This window comes from Pseudomonas sp. CC6-YY-74, from assembly GCF_002025205.1.
GTDB classification, from domain to species: domain Bacteria; phylum Pseudomonadota; class Gammaproteobacteria; order Pseudomonadales; family Pseudomonadaceae; genus Aquipseudomonas; species Aquipseudomonas paeninsulae.
This window is the reverse complement of sequence record NZ_CP019947.1, coordinates 3488345-3506554: the sequence shown is the minus strand read 5'-3', so window position 1 is coordinate 3506554 and position 18210 is coordinate 3488345. Positions and strand designations below refer to the sequence as shown.

12 protein-coding genes and 2 pseudogenes are annotated in these 18210 nt (G+C 59.5%); 3 read left to right on the top strand and 11 right to left on the bottom strand.

Going from position 1 to position 18210, the window contains the following annotated elements; translation table 11 throughout:
• Positions 1 to 9: 9 nt before the first annotated feature.
• From arcA to rfbB, 11 genes and pseudogenes are all read right to left on the bottom strand, one after another.
• A pseudogene (arcA, locus tag B2D37_RS15930) lies at positions 10 to 1259 on the bottom strand (arginine deiminase).
• A 16-nt stretch (positions 1260 to 1275) separates the two neighbouring features.
• Positions 1276 to 2703 (bottom strand): arginine-ornithine antiporter, encoded by a 1428-nt coding sequence (gene arcD / locus B2D37_RS15925; protein ID WP_079203603.1) that lies wholly within the window; start codon positions 2701 to 2703, stop codon positions 1276 to 1278.
• Between the two features lie 321 nt (positions 2704 to 3024).
• Positions 3025 to 4308: a C4-dicarboxylate TRAP transporter large permease protein DctM gene (dctM, locus tag B2D37_RS15920; protein ID WP_079203602.1), complete on the bottom strand. Its 1284-nt coding sequence runs from the start codon at positions 4306 to 4308 to the stop codon at positions 3025 to 3027.
• Complete coding sequence (locus tag B2D37_RS15915; RefSeq protein ID WP_079203601.1) at positions 4305 to 4937, bottom strand: TRAP transporter small permease; 633 nt, start codon at positions 4935 to 4937, stop codon at positions 4305 to 4307. The genes dctM and B2D37_RS15915 overlap by 4 nt, the downstream gene beginning before the upstream one ends.
• Before the next feature lie 133 nt (positions 4938 to 5070).
• Positions 5071 to 6060, bottom strand: a complete 990-nt coding sequence (gene dctP, locus B2D37_RS15910) for a C4-dicarboxylate TRAP substrate-binding protein DctP (RefSeq protein ID WP_079203600.1) — start codon at positions 6058 to 6060, stop codon at positions 5071 to 5073.
• A 339-nt stretch (positions 6061 to 6399) separates the two neighbouring features.
• Positions 6400 to 7797 carry a sigma-54 dependent transcriptional regulator gene (locus B2D37_RS15905; protein ID WP_079203599.1) on the bottom strand — a complete coding sequence of 466 codons (1398 nt, stop codon included), beginning with the start codon at positions 7795 to 7797 and terminating at the stop codon, positions 6400 to 6402.
• Positions 7794 to 9608 (bottom strand): ATP-binding protein, encoded by a 1815-nt coding sequence (locus tag B2D37_RS15900; protein ID WP_079203598.1) that lies wholly within the window; start codon positions 9606 to 9608, stop codon positions 7794 to 7796. Before B2D37_RS15900 ends, B2D37_RS15905 begins: the two co-directional genes overlap by 4 nt.
• Before the next feature lie 224 nt (positions 9609 to 9832).
• The gene (gene rfbD / locus B2D37_RS15895; RefSeq protein ID WP_079203597.1) at positions 9833 to 10708 is read right to left on the bottom strand and encodes a dTDP-4-dehydrorhamnose reductase; all 876 of its coding nucleotides are present in this window, start codon (positions 10706 to 10708) and stop codon (positions 9833 to 9835) included.
• Positions 10705 to 11250 carry a dTDP-4-dehydrorhamnose 3,5-epimerase gene (gene rfbC / locus B2D37_RS15890; RefSeq protein WP_079203596.1) on the bottom strand — a complete coding sequence of 182 codons (546 nt, stop codon included), beginning with the start codon at positions 11248 to 11250 and terminating at the stop codon, positions 10705 to 10707. The genes rfbD and rfbC overlap by 4 nt, the downstream gene beginning before the upstream one ends.
• On the bottom strand, positions 11247 to 12119 hold the full coding sequence (rfbA, locus tag B2D37_RS15885; RefSeq protein WP_079203595.1) for a glucose-1-phosphate thymidylyltransferase RfbA: 873 nt from the start codon (positions 12117 to 12119) through the stop codon (positions 11247 to 11249). Before rfbA ends, rfbC begins: the two co-directional genes overlap by 4 nt.
• Positions 12116 to 13189 (bottom strand): dTDP-glucose 4,6-dehydratase, encoded by a 1074-nt coding sequence (rfbB, locus tag B2D37_RS15880; protein ID WP_079203594.1) that lies wholly within the window; start codon positions 13187 to 13189, stop codon positions 12116 to 12118. The genes rfbA and rfbB overlap by 4 nt, the downstream gene beginning before the upstream one ends.
• A gap of 809 nt (positions 13190 to 13998) precedes the next feature.
• Between rfbB and B2D37_RS15870 the strand changes: the two genes are divergently transcribed.
• The 3 genes and pseudogenes from B2D37_RS15870 to B2D37_RS15860 all read left to right on the top strand — a co-directional run bounded on the left by B2D37_RS15870 (position 13999) and on the right by B2D37_RS15860 (position 17559).
• Positions 13999 to 15255, top strand: a complete 1257-nt coding sequence (locus tag B2D37_RS15870; RefSeq protein WP_177345236.1) for an integrase arm-type DNA-binding domain-containing protein — start codon at positions 13999 to 14001, stop codon at positions 15253 to 15255.
• Positions 15256 to 15297: 42 nt separating this feature from the next.
• Positions 15298 to 15687, top strand: a pseudogene (locus B2D37_RS15865) (ATP-binding protein); the annotation flags it as partial.
• A 711-nt stretch (positions 15688 to 16398) separates the two neighbouring features.
• Positions 16399 to 17559: a BCCT family transporter gene (locus B2D37_RS15860; RefSeq protein WP_079203592.1), complete on the top strand. Its 1161-nt coding sequence runs from the start codon at positions 16399 to 16401 to the stop codon at positions 17557 to 17559.
• The last annotated feature ends 651 nt before the right edge of the window (positions 17560 to 18210 follow it).

Genomic DNA, 18210 nt, shown 5'->3' with positions numbered 1-18210 from the left:
GCGGGTTACTCAGTAATCGATCGGGTCGCGAATAATCGGGCAGGTCATGCAATGGCCGCCGCCGCGGCCGCGGCCCAGTTCGCTGGCGTCGATGGTGATGACTTCCACCCCGGCCTTGCGCAGCAAGGTGTTGGTGTAGGTGTTGCGGTCGTAGCCGATGACCACGCCGGGTTCGAGGGCGACTACATTGTTGCCGTCGTCCCATTGCTCGCGTTCGGCCTCGTAGCTGTCGCCGCCGGTTTGCACCACGCGGAGCTTCTTCAGGTTGAGCGATTCGGCCACCACCTCGAGGAACGGTTTTGCTTCACGGCGGATATCCATACCGCCGGGACGGCTTTCATCCGGGCGAATGCTGAAGGCGACGATCTGTTCGACCACCGATGGGAAGATGGTCACCAGGTCACGGTCGCAGAAGCTGAACACGGTATCCAGGTGCATGGCAGCCCGCGACTTTGGCAGGCCGGCGACTATCACCCGTTGCACCGCGCCGGCCTTGAACAGCGATTGCGCCAACTGACCGATGGCCTGGTGCGAGGTGCGCTCGCCCATGCCGAGCAAGACCACGCCGTTGCCGATCGGCATCACGTCGCCGCCCTCGAGGGTGGCAGCGCCGTGGTCGAGATCCGGATCGCCATACCAGAACTGGAAATCGGCATTGAGAAAGTCCGGGTGAAACTTGTAAATCGCCGTCATCAGCAGGGTTTCCTGGCGCCGCGCTGACCAGTACATCGGGCTCAACACCACGCCGCCGTATATCCAGCAACTGTTGTCCCGGGTGAACTGGGTGTTCGGTAGCGGCGGCAGGATAAAGCTGGAGGCGCCGAGGAATTCGCTGAACATCTTGGCCAGCTCGCTGCCACCGCCGGTGAGCAGGTCGACGCCGGCGACGCCACCGATCAGGTACTCGGCCAGTTTGCGCGGCGCCTGGCCTTCCAGCCAGCTGCGCAGTTCGTCGTGCAGGCCGAGGCCCACCTGGTTAACCGAGGTCTTGCGGTCGAGAATCCACTTCAGGGCGTCGGGGTTTTGCACCACCTCGGTGAGCAGGTTGTGCATCTCGATCACTTCGATATTGCGTTCACGCATCTTGGTGACGAAGTCGAAGTGGTCGCGCTTGGCCTGATTGACCCAGATCACGTCGTCGAACAGCAGCTCGTCGCAGTTGCTCGGGTCAGGCGTTGATGGGCCAGGCCGGGGGAGCAGACCAGCACCTTGCGCAATTTGCCGGCTTCGGAATGCACTCCAAGTTTTCCATTACTCATGTCATAAATCCTTCTGTTAGAGGCTGAGGAAGCCGGCATAGAGGCCATAGGCGGCAATGCCTGCACCGATCAATACGGCCAGGAAGATCAGCTGCTCCACGCGGGTGAAAACAGCTTGGCCCTGTTCACGCTTGGCTTTGGCGAAGAACAGCGCGCCCGGCGCATAGAGCAGCGCCGACAGGAGGACGTACTGCACACCGCCGGCATACACCAGCCACACCGCGTAGATCACCGCGATCAGGCCGATCAGCAGATCCTTGCGGCGCGTACCGGGCTGGCCTTCGTAGGTTTCACCACGTACCGCCAGCAGCACCGCATAGGCGGCGGACCAGAAATACGGCAACAGGATCATCGAGGTGGCCAGGTACAGCAGCTTGAGGTAGGTGGCGTCGTTGAACAGGGTGATGATCAGAAACAGCTGAATCAGGCCGTTGGACAGCCACAGCGCGTTGACCGGCGCGTGCTGGGCGTTTTCCTTTTTCAGGAAGTTGGGCATGGTGTGATCGCCTGCGCCGACGAACAGGATCTCCGCACACAGCAGGGTCCAGGACAGCAGCGCGCCGAGCAGCGAGACGATCAGGCCGATGCCAATCAGCGCCGCGCCCCAGGGGCCGACCACCTGTTGCAGCACGCCAGCCATGGAGGGATTCTTCAATCCGGCCAGTTCGGCCTGGCTGAGGATGCCCATGGACAACACGTTGACCATCACCAACAGCAGCAAGACACCGACGAAACCGATCACCGTGGCCTTGCCGATGTCCGCACGGTTCTCGGCGCGGGCCGAATAAACGCTGGCCCCTTCGATGCCGATAAACACCCAGACGGTGACCAGCATCATGTTGCGCACCTGGTCCATCACGCTGCCCAGCTCCAGGTTGCCGCGTCCCCAGAAATCTGCGGTGAACACCTCGAGCTTGAAGGCAATGGCGGTGATGACGACAAACAGCAGCAACGGCACGATCTTGGCAACAGTGGTCACCAGGTTGATGAACGCCGCCTCGTGGATGCCGCGCAGCACCAGAAAATGTACGGCCCAGAGCAGCAGCGAGGCGCCGATGATGGCGGCCAAGGTGTTGCCTTCACCAAAGATCGGGAAGAAGTAGCCGAGGGTGCTGAACAGCAGGACGAAGTAGCTGACGTTGCCGATCCAGGCGCTGATCCAGTAGCCCCAAGCCGAGGAGAAGCCCATGTAGTCGCCAAAGCCGGCCTTGGCGTAGGCGTAGACCCCGGCATCCAACTCCGGTTTGCGCACGGCCAGGCTCTGGAACACGAAGGCCAGGGTCAGCATGCCCACGGCGGTGATGGCCCAGCCGATCAGGATGGCCCCAGCGCTGGCGCTGGTCGCCATGTTTTGCGGCAGCGAAAAGATTCCCCCGCCGATCATCGAACCGACCACCAGTGCAATCAGTGCGGCCAGACGGAGTTTTGTGGAAGCCTGGGGCATGGTGACTCTCCTTGAGGGTATGGCAATCGCCATTTACCCATGTTGGGTCTCAGGCGGTGCTGACGTGGGTCAAGGATAGGAATGGTTGTCAGGCGCTGGCCGGAGTTGTCCGGACGCTGTCCCGCTGCGGTGTTGAATCCGGTCGCCGTCTGTGGACGCGGCTTCAGCTGCGGATTTTGTCTGTGGTTAGATGATTTTCGCGGATAAATCCGCTGCTACGAAAAGACTCCCCGCGCGCAGCCTGTGACCGCAATCGCGCCCAAAAAAAGCCCGGCACTGAGGCCGGGCAGAAGGTACAGGGAGTACTTCAATAGAGTGCGGTCAGTTCATGCCCAGCCAGTTCGGCAGGGCCATGGACACGGCCGGCACATAGGTGATGATCATCAGGAAGCCCAGCAGCAGCATCAACCACGGCCAGGCGGCCTTGATCACCGCGGTCAGCGGCATGCCGGTCACCGCCGAGGTGACGAACAGGTTCAGGCCCACCGGCGGGGTGATCAGGCCGATCTCCATGTTCACCACCATGATGATGCCCAGGTGGATCGGGTCGATGCCCAGCTGCACGGCGATCGGGAACAGGATTGGCGCGAGGATCAGGATGATCGCCGAGGGTTCCATGAAGGCACCGGCCACCAGCAACACGATGTTCACCACCAGCAGGAATTGCCAAGGCTGCAGGCCCATCTCGATCACAATCGCGGTGATGGTCTGGGGGATCTGCTCGGTGGTCAGCACGTGGGCGAAGAGCATGGCGTTGGCGATGATGAACATCAGCATGATGGTCAGTTTGCCGGACTCCAGGAGCACCTTGGGGCACTCGCGCACCGTCATGTCCTTGTACACGAACAGGGCGACGAAACCGGCGTAGACCGCCGCCACCGCAGCCGCTTCGGTCGGGGTGAACATGCCGGAATAGATGCCGCCGAGGATGATTACCATCAGCAGCAGGCCCCAGATCGCCTTGCGTGCGGTGGTCAGCAGTTGGCGCAGGCTGGCACGCGGCAGAGAGGGCAGGTCCATCTTGCGCGCGACAATGTAGATTGCCACCATCAATGCCACACCCAGCATCAGGCCCGGTACCACACCGGCCATGAACAGCTTGCCGACCGATTGCTCGGTCGCGGCGGCATACACCACCATGACGATCGACGGTGGAATCAGGATGCCCAGGGTGCCGGCGTTACAGACGATGCCGGCGCCGAATGCTTGCGGGTAACCGGAGCGGACCATGCCGGCGATGGCAATCGAGCCCACTGCGGCCACGGTCGCCGGCGAGGAGCCGGACAAGGCGGCAAACAGCATGCAGGCCATCACCGCGGAAATCGCCAGGCCGCCACGGATATGGCCGACGCAGGCGTTGGCGAAATCGATCAGGCGCTGGGCCACACCGCCAGTGGTCATGAAGGCGCCGGACAAGAGGAAGAACGGAATCGCCAGCAGGGTGTAGTGCTCGCTGGTCTCGAACAGCTTGATCGCCAGCGAACGCACGGAGTCCGGGCTGAACAGCATGATGGTCACCGAACCCGCCAGGCCGAGGGACGCTGCAACCGGCACGCCAATGAACATCAGCACGAACAGCAGAATGAAGAGGAACAGAATGGTCATTGCTTGGGTTCCTCGTGCTCGGTCAACTTCATGGCTTCGGCGGCTTCATCGGCCAGGCCGAGACCGGTCTGCTGGTGGCGTAGGATACGCACGAAGATTTCCAGGAAACGAATAAATACCATGGCGTAGCCGAACGGCACGATCAGGGTGATATGCCATTGCTTGATGCCGTAGTGACCGAGGTCCTCGGCGCCAATGTTGGCGGTAAACAAGGTGTGCATCCAGTCGAAGCTGGCTACCGCGATCAGCCCGGCATAGGCCAGGCAGCACAGGCAGGCGATCAAGCCAATAATCCGTTGCACTGGCTTGCTGGCCAGTTTGACCAGCGCGTCGACGCCGATATGCCCGGCGGTGCGCACGCCATAGGCCAGGCCGAAGAAGATCAACCAGGCGAACAGGGCCTTGGTCAGAGAGATGCTCCAGGTCATGTCCTGGGCCAGCCCGAGAATGAAGTCGCCGATGGCGAAGAGCTGGTCGCTGGCGCCTTCCCAGCGATCGCCCCAGTTGTAGAACAGGGTGTAGAGGTTGTTGAGGATCACGTAGACGAATGTCACCAGCGTCATGAGCGCCAGGAGAAAGGCGATAAAGCCTTCCTCGAAGTGATCATACGCGCGTCGCAAGGCGTTCATCGATAGCATCTCCAGTGGAGAGAAGGGGGGCCAGGGCTGCATCTACGGCAGTACCTGGCGCAATAGCCCGACAGCGGGGCGAGCAGCCGCCGCTGCCGGTGGGTTACGCCACTTTGTGGCTAAACCCACCCTTCTACTGGTTGGCGGCGTCGGCGGCCTTGATCAGGTCGGCACCGATCTCGCCTTCGAACTTGGCCCACACCGGCTTCATGGCGTCGCGCCACATGCCGCGTTGCTCTGGGGTCAGGTTGATGATTTCGCTGGTCTTGGCATCGAGGATGCGTTGCTTGTCACCTTCGTTCAGCGCGTCTGCTTGCTTGTTCACTTCGGCAGTCACCTCCACGATGATCTTGTCCAGCTCAGTGCGGACGTCTGCCGGCAGGCCGTTCCAGAACGTGGTGTTGGTGATCAGCATGTAGTCGAGGACACCGTGGTTGGACTCGGTGATGTACTTCTGCACTTCATGCATCTTCTGGCTGTAAATGTTCGAGTAGGGGTTCTCGGCACCGTTGACCACGCCAGTCTGCAGACCTTGGTAAACCTCGGCGAAGCTCATCTTGCGCGGGTTGGCGCGCACGGCCTTGAACTGCTCTTCGAGGACGGCGGACGCCTGTACGCGGAACTTCAGGCCACGGGCATCTTTTGGCTCACGCAGCGCCTTGTTGGCGGACAGCTGCTTGAGGCCGTTGTGCCAGTAACCCAGGCCGGTGATGTTCTTGTCTTCCATGGATTTCAGCAGCGCCTGACCTTCCGGGCTTTGCTGGAAACGGTCGACGGCGGCCATGTCCTGGAACAGGAACGGCAGGTCGAATACCTGGATCTGCTTGGTGTATTGCTCGAACTTGGCCAGGGACGGTGCGATCAGTTGCACGTCACCGAGCAACAGCGCTTCCATTTCCTTGCCATCGCCGAACAGCGAGGAGTTCGGGTAGACCTCGACCTTGACCTTGTCGCCCAGGCGCTCTTCGGCGAGCTTCTTGAACAGCGCGGCGCCCTGGCCTTTCGGCGTGTGCTCGGCGACCACGTGGGAGAATTTGATCACAATCGGATCGGCCGCTTGGGCCATGCCGGCGATGCTCAGCGACAGGGCGCAAGCCAGCGCCTTGGCAGTCAGTTTGAACATGAAATGCTTCCTCTTGTTTTTGTGCTTCGGTATGCGCCGCAGCGCTGTAGAGCGGGCGAACAAGAATAAGTCTAGGCGGCCTGCCGGAAAACGACGGACGCTGGGCAGCGACTGCCTGGACTTGTGCTTGTTGGATCGCCTGCAGGAACTAGAGCAACCGCCATGCCAGACTGTTGATCGGCGCTCCTTAGAGTCGCGAATAATCCTTGGCAGAAGGCGATGGCAGCTTGCGGGAGCTGGCTTGTGCGGGGAGCAGAGAGGTTCCCGCCAGCGGTTCGGCACGCCGCTGCTGCAGATTATGGCGCGCTGGGGTGGGCAAAAATGGCGGGAATCCGCCAGTCAGTCGAGGTCATCTGGCGAGCTTCCGCCAGAGTCGCTGACGCTCAGGCCATGCTTGCGTAATTTGTCGTGCAGGGTCTTGCGCGGCACGCCGAGGGCTTCGGCCAAGCTGCGCAGCGAACCATGGGCACGACTCAGTTCGGCGGCGATCATGGCGCGCTCGAAGGCCTCCACCTGCTCGCTGAGGTTACCGCTGGGCGGCACGCCGCTCTGCGGGCTGTCCAGGCTCAGCTCCAGGCCGAAATCCAGACCCAGGTCGAGACCGATGGCGAAGCGCTCCGCGGCATTCTGCAGTTCGCGCACATTACCCGGCCAGGGATGGCGCAGGAGCATGGCGCGCTGCCCTGGTTGCAGTTCGCGCACGGCCAGGCCATGGCGGGTGCTGGCGCCATCGGCGAAGTGCTGGAACAGCAGCAGGGCGTCTTCGCCACGTTCACGCAGGGGCGGGATGCGCAGCGGGGCGACGTTCAGGCGGTAATACAGGTCGGCGCGGAAGCGGCCCTGATCGGCGGCCTGGCGCAGGTCTTCCTTGGTCGCGGCGATCACGCGGATATCCAGGGGGATCAACTGGTTGCCGCCCAGGCGCTCGACCACCCGTTCCTGCAGCAGGCGCAGCAGCTTGACCTGCACCTCCAGGCTCATGCTCTCGATTTCATCGAGGAACAGGGTGCCGCCGTTGGCGAACTCGAACTTGCCGATACGGCGTTTTTGCGCGCCGGTAAAGGCGCCGGGCTCGTGGCCGAACAGTTCGCTTTCCACCACCGACTCGGCCAGGGCGCCGGCGTTGATCGCCACGAAGGGCCCGTCGCGGCGGTTGGACAGGTCGTGCAGGGCGCGGGCGACGACTTCCTTGCCGGCCCCCGTCTCACCGAGGATCAATACATCGGCGCTGATGTTGGCCAGGGCACCGATCTGCTCGCGCAGGCGCGCCATGGCCGGCGACTGGCCGACCAGGCGCGCGCTCAACTGCTGGCGGTCGGCCAGGGCCAGGCGCAGGCAGCGGTTATCCAGGACCAGGCGGCGCAGGGCGAGGGCGCGGCGTACGCTGTCGAGCAGGTCTGCGCTGGCGAAGGGTTTCTCGAGAAAGTCATAGGCGCCGGCGCGCATCGCCTGCACCGCCAGCGGCACATCGCCATGGCCGGTGATCAACAGCACCGGCAGGTCCGAGTCCTGCTCGTGCAACTGTTCGAGCAGTTGCATACCATCGATGCCCGGCATGCGAATATCGCTGACCACCACACCGGCCCAGTCGCGCTCGATGCGCGCGGCGACGCCGCGAGCGTCGGCCAGGCTGACGACTTGCAGCCCAGCCAGGTCGAGGGTCTGGCTCAAGGCCTGGCGCAGGTGCGGGTCGTCGTCGATCAACAGCACTTGAGTGCGTGGGTCGAGGGTGGTCATAGGTAGTAGTCCTCGGGCGACTGGGTTCTAACGCCGTGTTCGGCGGCGCGCAGGCGCAGGGTCAGCAGGGCGCCACCGTCGGGGTGGTTGGCCAGCAGTAGTTCACCGCCGAGGGCGCGTATCAGGGTATCGCAAATCGCCAGGCCCAGGCCCAGGCCCTGGGCGCTGGTCTTGGTGGTGAAGAAGGGTTCGCGGGCGCGTTGCAGGGCTTCGGCGCTGAAGCCCGGGCCGTTGTCGCGCAGGTGCAGGTCGATGCCCGTGGCGTGGCGTTCGGTGCTGAGCCAGATGCGCCGTGGTGGCGCTTTTTCGCCCAGGGCGTCGAGGGCGTTGGCCAGCAGGTTGCCGAGTACCTGGCGCAGGCGGGTTTCGCCAGCCTGAACCCACAGGGTGGCTTCTGGCAGGTCGCGGATCAGCTCGACTTCCATCGCCCGGCGGCGTTTGGCCAGCAGCGCCAGGGCGTCGTCGAGGGCCGGTTGCAGGGCCACGCTTTCCGGGGCGTGGCGGTCACGGCGGGCGAAAGCGCGCAGGTGGGAAATGATCGAGGCCATGCGCTCGGTCATCTGGCTGATCAGCTTGAGGTTGGCGCGCGCATCTTCGCTGCGCTGGTGGTCGAGCAGCACGCAGGCGTTGTCGGCATAGCTGCGAATCGCCGCCAGCGGCTGGTTGAGCTCATGGCTGATGCTCGCGCTCATGGTGCCCAGGGCCGACAGTTTGCCGGCCTGGACCAGTTCATCCTGGGCGCGCAGCAGTTCCTGCTGGGCGTGTTCGCGCTCCAGTACTTCCTGTTTCAGGCGGCTGTTGAGCCGCTCCAGATCCTGGGTGCGCTCCTGCACGCGCTGCTCCAGTTCCTGGCGGGCACGGGCATCCAGGGCGATGCGTTCGAGGTAATGACGGCGGCGTTGCATCAGCAGACCGAGCAGCAGGATTAGCACCAGCAACGCCGCGCCACCGATGGCGACAGCGCTGCGCACGGGACGATCGAGCAGCAGGCGCGGCGCCAGAATGCTTACGGTCCAACCGATATCGTCGAGATCGCGGCCCTGCCGTAGCCAGGCCCCTGGCTCGAGTTGCAGGGGCGGCGGCGACTGGATGCGGTAAGGCTGGGTGGCGGTAATCGCGGCGCGTTCGGCATTGTCCAGCTCGCGGGTGGCATGGAAGCGCCAATCGGCCTGCGAGGTGAGGATCACCACGCCGTAGTTGTCGGTGACCAGCAACTGCTCGGGGCGATTGCCCCACAGTGTTTCCGTATGATCGAGGTCGACCTTGACCACCAGCACGCCGAGGATCTGCGCGCCCTCGCGTACCGCGGCGGCGAAGAAGTAGCCACGCTTGCCAGATGTGGTACCGAGGCCGAAGAAGCGACCGGGACGGCCTTGCAGGGCTTCGCGGAAATAGGGCCGGTAGGAGAAATTGCGCTCGACGAAGCTGTCCTCTTGATCCCAGTTGGAGGCCGCCAGGGTCTGGCCGTCGGGGTCCATCAGGTAGATCACGTCGGCCCCGGTCTGCTGCTGCAGGCCGGCGAGCAGGCGGTTGGTCTGGTCGCGCAATTGGACATCGGCGCTTTGCTGCAACAGCTGGCGCAGGGTCGGTAGTTGGCCGAGGATCGGCGGCAACACCTCATAGCGGTTCAGGGTGCCGAGCAGGTTGGCGACGTACAGGTCGAGGGTCTGACGGTTCTGCTCGCTCAACACGCCGCGGTAATAGCGCTCGGCCAGTTGTTGCAGCGGCCAGAGTAGCGGGGTCAGGAGCAGGGCAAGCAACACCAGGCTACGCCAGCGGAGACGTTTGGGAGTGCGGAGGGCTGCGGTCATGAAGTCAGGCGCCTGGGTGTCGCAGGAATTATGCATCTTCGAGCTTTAGCAAGGGATGTGCCAGTGACGCTTGGCTGGCCAGGCCACCCTTTGCCTGGCCAGCCCGCTCGAGCCGGCAACCCTGTCACCTGGATAAGCCGCAGGGCGCCGTACAATCCTGGAAAGTCAGCGCGGGTGCGCGGGCGCCTATGCGGACACCGCCGGGCCGCTCAGCGGCGTGCGCGTTATGCCTGGCGAGGGCTGTGCAAACATTCCAGCAGGGCGCTGTGCCAGTCCGCCAGCTGGACCTGCCAGTCGCGTTGCAGGCGACTGCAGTCGAGTCGCGAGTTGAGCGGGCGCTGCGCCGGGGTCGGGTAGGCGCTGCTGGGGATGGTCTCTAGCTGGGCCGCCGATTTACCCTGGGTGCGCAGTTGCTCGGCGATCGCGCTGGCAAAACCGAACCAGGAGATTTCGCCCTGGGCGGTCAGGTGATATACGCCCCAGGGGCCGTTTTGGCCGTTGCGCCAATGCTCGATCAACTGGGCGCTGGCGCTGGCGATGCTGCCGGCCCAGGTTGGCGCGCCGATTTGATCGGCCACGACTTTGAGCTCGTCGCGTTCTTGCAGCAGGCGTTGCATGGTCAGCAGAAAGTTGCGCCCGTGCAGCGAGTAGACCCAGCTGGTACGCAGAATCAGGTGGGCGCCAGCGACGGCCTGAATCGCCCGCTCGCCGGCCAGCTTGCTCTGGCCATAGACACCGAGCGGGTTGGGCGTATCGTCCTCGGCATAAGGCGCCGGCTTACGGCCGTCGAACACGTAGTCGGTGGAGTAGTGGATTAGCGGCACGCCTAGGCTGGCGGCTTCCTCGGCCAGCACGCCGGGCGCCGTGGCGTTGATCGCGAAGGCCAGTTCTGGCTCGCTTTCGGCCTGGTCGACCGCCGTGTAGGCGGCGGCGTTGACGATCAAGTCGGGGCGCAATTGGCGCACCTGCTGGCGAATCTGCGCGGGCTCGGCCAGGTCGAGTTGAGCGCGACCGCGCACGATCAGTTCCCCTTGCCCGTGCAGGCTCAGCTGCAATTCGCGGCTGACTTGGCCGTGTTGACCGAGCAGCAGAATCTTCATGGGAACAGCTCCGCATCGGCCAGGCTGAGGCCGAGTTGGTCCTTGGCCGACAGCTGCGGCGCTTCGCTCAGCGGCCAGTCGATGGCCAGGCTCGGTTCATCCCAGCGGATGCAACGTTCATGGGCCGGGGCGTAGTAGTCAGTGGTCTTGTAGAGGAATTCGGCGAATTCGCTAAGCACCAGGAAACCATGGGCGAAGCCCTCCGGCACCCACAGCTGGCGCTTGTTCTCGGCGGACAGGTGCACGCCGACCCAGCGGCCGAAATTCGCCGAGCCGCGGCGAATATCCACGGCCACGTCGTACACCTCGCCGGCAGTCACCCGCACCAGCTTGCCCTGGGCCTGCTGCAGTTGGTAATGCAGGCCGCGCAGCACGCCGCGCTGCGAGCGCGAATGGTTGTCCTGGACGAATTCGCGATTCAGGCCGGTGGCCTCGGCGAAGGCGCGGGCGTTGAAGCTCTCGTAGAAGAAGCCGCGCTCGTCGCCGAACACCTTAGGCTCGAGGATCAACACCTCCGGTAGAGCGGTTGGGATGACCTTCATGCGTGCTCCTCCGCCAGTTTGAACAGGTATTGGCCATAGCCGGTCTTGCCGAAGGCCTGGGCTTGCTTGAGCAACTGTGCGCGATCAATCCAGCCATTGTGGAAGGCGACTTCCTCCAGGCAGGCAACTTTCAGGCCCTGGCGATGCTCGATAGTCTGCACGTACTGCGAAGCCTCCAACAGGCTGTCGTGGGTGCCGGTGTCGAGCCAGGCGAAACCGCGACCGAAGCGTTCGACGCGCAGCTCGCCGCGCTCGAGGTAGGCGTTGTTGACGTCGGTGATCTCCAGCTCGCCACGCGCCGACGGCTTGACTGCTTTGGCGATCTCGATCACCGCGTTGTCGTAGAAATACAGGCCGGTGACCGCGTAGCTGGACTTCGGTTGCTGGGGCTTCTCTTCGATGGACAGCGCCCGGCCGTCGGCGTCGAACTCGACCACGCCGAAGCGCTCGGGGTCTTTTACCCAGTAGCCGAATACGCTGGCGCCTGAGGGTTGCGCCGCAGCCCGCGCCAGTTGGTCGCCGAAGTGCTGGCCGTGGAAGATGTTGTCGCCGAGGATCAAACACACCGAATCGTCGCCGATAAACGCCTCGCCGATCAGGAAGGCCTGGGCCAGGCCATCTGGCGAGGGCTGCTCGGCATAACTGAAGTGCACGCCGAACTGGCTACCGTCGCCAAGCATCTTCTGGAAGTTGGGCAGATCCTCGGGGGTGGAAATGATCAGAATCTCGCGGATGCCGGTCAGCATCAGCACCGAGATCGGGTAGTAGATCATCGGCTTGTCGTAGATCGGCAGCAGTTGCTTGGATACGCCCAGGGTGATCGGGTGCAGGCGGCTACCGGAGCCGCCTGCGAGGATGATGCCTTTCATGCCGATGCTCCCAATCGTTCGCGTTGATAGCTGCCGTCCTGTACGCGGCGGCACCAGTCGAGGTTGTCCAGGTACCAGCGCACGGTCTTGCGCAGACCGCTGGCGAAGGTCTCTTGCGGCGTCCAGCCCAACTCGCGTTCGATCTTGCTGGCATCGATGGCGTAGCGCAGGTCATGGCCGGGACGGTCAGCGACAAAGCTTATCAGCTCGGCATAGGCGCCGCCTTGCTGCGGTCCGGCGCCCCGGCGCGGCGCCAGCTCATCGAGCAGGGTGCAAATACTCTGCACCACATGCAGGTTGGTCTGCTCGTTGTGGCCGCCGATATTGTAGGTCTCGCCGACCTTGCCTTCGGTCACCACCTTAAACAGGGCGCGGGCGTGATCCTCGACATACAACCAGTCGCGCACCTGCTGGCCATTGCCGTACACCGGCAGCGGCTTGCCATCCAGGGCATTGAGAATCACCAGCGGAATCAGCTTTTCCGGGAAGTGGTAGGGGCCGTAATTGTTCGAGCAATTGGTCAACAGCACTGGCAGCCCGTAGGTGCGCTGCCAGGCGCGCACCAAATGGTCGGAGGCGGCTTTGCTCGCCGAATAGGGCGAGCTGGGCGCGTAGGGCGTGGTTTCGCTGAACAGGTCATCGACCCCGTGCAGATCGCCATACACCTCGTCGGTGGAAATATGATGGAAGCGAAACGTTTGCTTGCGCCCGGGCGGCAGCGCCGACCAGTAGGCGCGGGTGGCCTCTAGCAGGCTGTAGGTACCGACTATGTTGGTCTGGATGAACTCGGCTGGGCCGTCGATGGAGCGGTCGACATGCGACTCGGCGGCCAGGTGCATGAGCGCGTCCGGCTGGAACTGCGCCAGCGCGGCGCTGACCGCAGCCTGATCGACAATGTCGGCCTGAAGAAACTGATAGCGCGGGTTGTCCGCGACGCTGGCCAGCGACTCGAGGTTACCGGCGTAGGTCAACTTGTCGAGGTTGAGAACCTGGTGCTGGGTGTCGTTGAGCAGGTGGCGAATCAGCGCCGAACCAATAAATCCGGCGCCGCCGGTGAGCAGAATACGCATGAAATGAGTGCCTTTTTCGACATACTTTGAGCATCCGGCTTAGCTTGTCGGCTGAGCGGCCCGACCGCAAGCGCTGGATGCCGGCAGACGTGCAGTTGTAGGCCCATGAAATCCGAGCAAAGCCAGCGCCGGTAATATCTGCCAACCAAGGCCCGCGCTCAGGCGCGCAACTCGGCAGCCCCGACCATCACCGGCACTATCGTATAGACCACCCGCGCAAACGCCGGCTCTTGCTCTGGTATCCAGCACTTCCAACGAGAATCCTGCGTGAGTGGATACGGGGCATAGCTGCACCAGCTTGGCCCTTCAGTTCGGGTGGCGAGCAACAACCCTAAGTCGCTTGATGTCCTTGTCAGATATGTACCCCAAATCCACCCCGCGCCGAATTTCAGGCACAAAAAAGGGCTACGTCTTCACGTAACCCTTTGTTTTGTATGGTGCCGGCACCAAGAGTCGAACTCGGGACCTACTGATTACAAGTCATTAATCTACGCTGATTATCAGTGGGGTTGAGCAGTTAAGTTATTGTTATTTCTTATTAAAAAAACCTTTTAAATCAAGGATTAGGTGTAAATCTTTAGAAGATATGTGGAAATCATATCACTGTGTTTTAAATCGTCAAATTCCTACCCCAATCCTACCCCGTGAGCTATATTCCTACCCAGAGTCTACCCAGGAAATGGTCAGGTTTTAGTTATGGCAAGAACTGCTCCCATCAAGGACCACACCCTCAGGAACCTTAAGTACGACCCTAAACGGGGGCGTTTTGAGATATTTGATCCGACCAACTGGGGGCATGGAACCTTCGGGTGAGGGTCAATAAGGCATCGATTGCATTCATCTATCTGTACAGCTTTCATGGCGCGGCGCGGCGGATGACGCTGGGCCAGTACCCGGCCCTTAGCTTGGCGGATGCGCGTGCCGCAGCGCACCGTGCCGCTCAACTAGTGGAGCAGGGTCTTGATCCCGGGCAGAAAAAGGTGATGGAGTTGTTCGAGTACCGCGAAAGTCCGAGCGTGGCTGAGGCGGTACAGACCTACATCAAGTGGGCAGAACTCAATAAGAAGTCATGGAAGGAGGATCAGCGGCAGCTTGAGCGTGAGTTGGTAGAACCGCTCGGACGGATGAAGATTCAGGACGTTAAGCGTAAGCAGATTCTTGCGCTGCTTGATGAGAAAGCCAAAACAGCTCCTGTTGCTGCCAATCGCATCCAGGCCGTCATCCGAAAGCTCTTCAACTTCTGTTTGGAGCGCGAAATCATTAGTGCCACGCCCTTGGTGCAAATGAAAAAAATTGCGAAAGAGGCGCCGCGTGAGCGATCGCTCAATCGCCATGAGTTGGTCTGGTTTTTCCATCGACTCGTTGAGCCGACGCTAACGATCGATACGCGCTTCGCTCTGCTTATGTCGCTTGTCCTAGCGCAACGTTCGGGACAGGTCGTAGGTATGCGCTGGGTCGATCTGGATCTGGAAGAAGCTCTCTGGGACCGTACCGGTAAGTTTGAGAAGAACAACAATCCGGTTGCGATTCCGCTCCCACGGGGCGTGATCGATATTCTCGAATACCTGCGTGAGCGACGTCTGCACAAGTTGCGACAAGGTCAGCCTGAAGCTAAGAGCAAGATCAGAAATCCAGGGGCGTGGGTTTTCCCTGGACGGGTGGCCGGTACGCACATGTTGCAACCGACGCTCAACCGCGGCATGCGCCGTTTCTACGACAACTACGTTGCCCAGGAAGGCAAAGTGGAAGAGGAGGGGTTATTGCGGGTCGCGGTGGGTTATCCGCGTCCAACGGTTCACGATCTGCGCCGCACCGCTACGACACATATGTCTAGCCGCGGTCTAGGCAAAGATGTACGTGGACGCTTGCTCAACCACAAGGATGTGTCGGTTGATGCTATCTATGATCGTTACTCCTACTTCGATGAAAAATCGCGGGCGCTGGACGATTGGTTTGAGTATTTGATGGGGCTCTTCAGGAAAGAGTTTGGCGACGTCAGCTGGGTGGAGTTTTATGGTTCGCGGATGGAGCATAGGGAGCTGGCAGATAAGATGGAGCCGTCATAGTCCGACCTGACTCATCGAATCGATCAGCGTCCATCGAGAGGTTTGCTGGAGCGGGAGAAGCACGACGGCAAAGCCGGGCGGATTGCCCAGGCACTGCTGCGCATGGATTTGGTCATCCTCGACGAGCTGGGCTATCTGCCGTTCAGCCAGGCAGGCGGTGCCCTGCTGTTTCATCTGCTGTCCAAGCTTTACGAGCACACCAGCGTAGTAATCACGACCAACCTGAGCTTCGCAAAATGGTCGAACGTGTTCGGCGACGCCAAGATGACCACCGCCTTGCTGGATCGGCTTACGCACCACTGCCATATCGTCGAAACGGGCAACGAGTCCTACCGCCTGCAACACAGCCGCTTGGCGGCTCAGGCAAAGATCAAATCACGCGAGCGAAAACGTAAGGGCGACAACGACACGGCGGTTGACGAACTGTTTTGATTTTACGCAATGGATGGTCTGCTACATGAAGTATGTGGCAGGTCTTCAGTCGCCGACTGGGACGATCGAAAGGAAGGGATGCAAAAGCAGCTCCGCTGTTAAACGTATCCACAGTTGCTGTTGCAAAAATCAGCAACCAGCCCTGGGCCAAATTTCAATCGGCAGAATGGGTCAATTTTCCATCAGCGCCAACATGCCTAGAAAACCCGGGGCGATTCAACGATCGGATAGTTGCACACCACCAGGGTGGAAACTATTGGACGGTGTTTACCCCGGGAATCTGGAAAATTTTGCACGCTGATTAACAGTCAGCGAATTCCATCAGGGCCAGCATGCGTTCGGTCTGCGTAAACAGGCCGGATATAGACTGCTCCTACCTAAAAGCCAACAACGTTACCTATTGAGCTCCGGGAGGCGTCCATCTAGGCCATCCCTAGGCGCCGATGGCGATTCCCATATAATTTGAGTACATAAGTTAATCTTAATGCTGAATTTAGATTATATGGCTTTATATTTTCAATGGGTTGCAATACTTTAACAATTGATATAAGTCTGCTGGTAATCAAATAAAAAATAAAAAGGAGGTGGTAAGAATTCATTGTTTTTCTGATATTTGAAACGTCGGTTTGGCAGACGAAGCTTTGTTGTAGTTTCGCTTGCTGCCAAAATAATAACAATTATTCCTGCCCGTTTGTATATCTTGGAGAAGATATGATTACTATCTTGTCAGTTTTTTCTGTAACGATAATAGGTGTTGTGCTCGTGTTCTTGTTACGCTGGGGCAATACCACTTGTAAGGGCTCAATGCCTTCTTCCCTCTTTGTGTTTATTGCGATTCTATTTACGTCAGGTCTGGATGTGGGGTTGATTATGTTCCCGTTGATGGAGTTTCCAGATTACGCATCGAAGCCTGATTACAGTTTTACCAATCCGTTGGCAATAGAGTTTGGCTTTTGGGGAGGGTTGGTTTGGCTCTTCTATTTTGTACCAACTTTCTATTTTTGCGTCATTGAGCCTAAGCTTCAACTTTTTGAAATCCCGATAATAAAATTGGCAAATAATTTTGTTATTATTGCAACTTGTGCCTTTACTGGCTGGCTCTTTATGGATTATTTGCCCAGTTATATCGAAGGCATCAGTGACTCGGCACGCTATGCATTAGTCGCAGTTGTAGTTCTTTTTGCTGTAATGTCCAGCACTCATATACGCTATATTAAGATTCTTAGTGTTTCATCTACTTGGGTGTTCTTTGGCCTAATTGGCGTTATGTGGATTAACTCGGAAATGGGGATTATCAAATTCGCTGAAACCGCTTCGTTAGCGGGAGATTATGTCGTCAATGTGGAGCACTTTTTGAAGCCATTTAACGATTATCATGGCTTCTACATTGCCTGGTGGACCACGTGGAGTATCATGATCGGTCAGTTCGTGGCTCGTTTCGTTGGGGGGATCAAGACCTGGCAGTTACTTATAGCGTTGTTGGTATGCCCCTCAATTCCCCTATTGATTTGGTTTACGGTTCTTTTCTATTACTTTGATACCGGTCTGGCTGTGGCGGGAGCACTCAATGTAGCAATGATAGTTGTTGGAATCGTTTTTGTGGTGAACTCATTCGACTCGCTGATCCGCCTTTACACAGTTAGTCTCAACCTAACCGTGCAGCGGCTTAAACTACCTGGCTATATTGCTTTAAATTTTTCAATGATGTTTGGGCTTATTCTGTTCTTTCAGTTCACTCCCCTGAAGATCGAGTGGATTGCAATGGTTTCGATCAGTATCTACTGTATGGTCGGCACATTGATATTCCTACGTCGTAAGCAACTTGGTAACGATTGCTCTGACAAAGAACTTGCTAAGCAACAAGTGCTCTGATCTATTGCTAAGCGGGCTAGAATAATTTGAGAGAATAATGAACGGCATTAGTAGAGTGAATGCTCTCTAATGCCGTTCATTAGAAATATTGGATCGCCGCTATTTCTTTAGATACACGCTGATCGTTTCTCGGAAACTATCAACAAACCGCACACTGGGTTCCGTTTTCTAGTGAGGTACCATGACGACAGCCTCTCGATAAGGACTACGATTATGAATCGCCACGGATTTTCTAGACACTCTCTAAGCTTACTAAATGTCGCCATGCAAACCCTGCTGGGGATAGCGGGCTCTCGAAACCGTGTCGAACTTAGAGGTTGTAAAATTCGGTGTAATTGAACACATCAGCACGAGCATCCTGTAGCGTGATGTAGATATCTCACTTGAATCGTTCCCGTTACAGCAACTGAAAAAGCTCCATGCTACGGCATTGTATTGGCAGTTGTCGCGTCAATTCATGATACCAGTCAAGTTGTTGGCGTTAAGAAAATTGCGCTAATCAGTGCTGCTGTACTGGCTACCTTGAATTGAATTGGTCATCACTTCCTGTTTCAGCCTGCGCTACCGTGCCGCCATCAGCAGCGCATCAATTGACGAGCGGGTGGTCATTTGCGACTTCATCGACCAGCCGATGATCTGCCTAGAAAACAA

Excerpts from the sequence above, each read along its gene's own strand:
- rfbA (WP_079203595.1), bottom strand. The coding sequence starts at position 12,119 with ATGAAAGGCATCATCCTCGCAGGCGGCTCCGGTAGCCGCCTGCACCCG.
- B2D37_RS15860 (WP_079203592.1), top strand. The coding sequence starts at position 16,399 with ATGATTACTATCTTGTCAGTTTTTTCTGTAACGATAATAGGTGTTGTG.
- dctM (WP_079203602.1), bottom strand. The coding sequence starts at position 4,308 with ATGACCATTCTGTTCCTCTTCATTCTGCTGTTCGTGCTGATGTTCATT.
- rfbC (WP_079203596.1), bottom strand. The coding sequence starts at position 11,250 with ATGAAGGTCATCCCAACCGCTCTACCGGAGGTGTTGATCCTCGAGCCT.
- B2D37_RS15900 (WP_079203598.1), bottom strand. The coding sequence starts at position 9,608 with ATGACCGCAGCCCTCCGCACTCCCAAACGTCTCCGCTGGCGTAGCCTG.
- arcD (WP_079203603.1), bottom strand. The coding sequence starts at position 2,703 with ATGCCCCAGGCTTCCACAAAACTCCGTCTGGCCGCACTGATTGCACTG.
- rfbD (WP_079203597.1), bottom strand. The coding sequence starts at position 10,708 with ATGAAGATTCTGCTGCTCGGTCAACACGGCCAAGTCAGCCGCGAATTG.
- rfbB (WP_079203594.1), bottom strand. The coding sequence starts at position 13,189 with ATGCGTATTCTGCTCACCGGCGGCGCCGGATTTATTGGTTCGGCGCTG.
- dctP (WP_079203600.1), bottom strand. The coding sequence starts at position 6,060 with ATGTTCAAACTGACTGCCAAGGCGCTGGCTTGCGCCCTGTCGCTGAGC.
- B2D37_RS15915 (WP_079203601.1), bottom strand. The coding sequence starts at position 4,937 with ATGAACGCCTTGCGACGCGCGTATGATCACTTCGAGGAAGGCTTTATC.
- B2D37_RS15905 (WP_079203599.1), bottom strand. The coding sequence starts at position 7,797 with ATGACCACCCTCGACCCACGCACTCAAGTGCTGTTGATCGACGACGAC.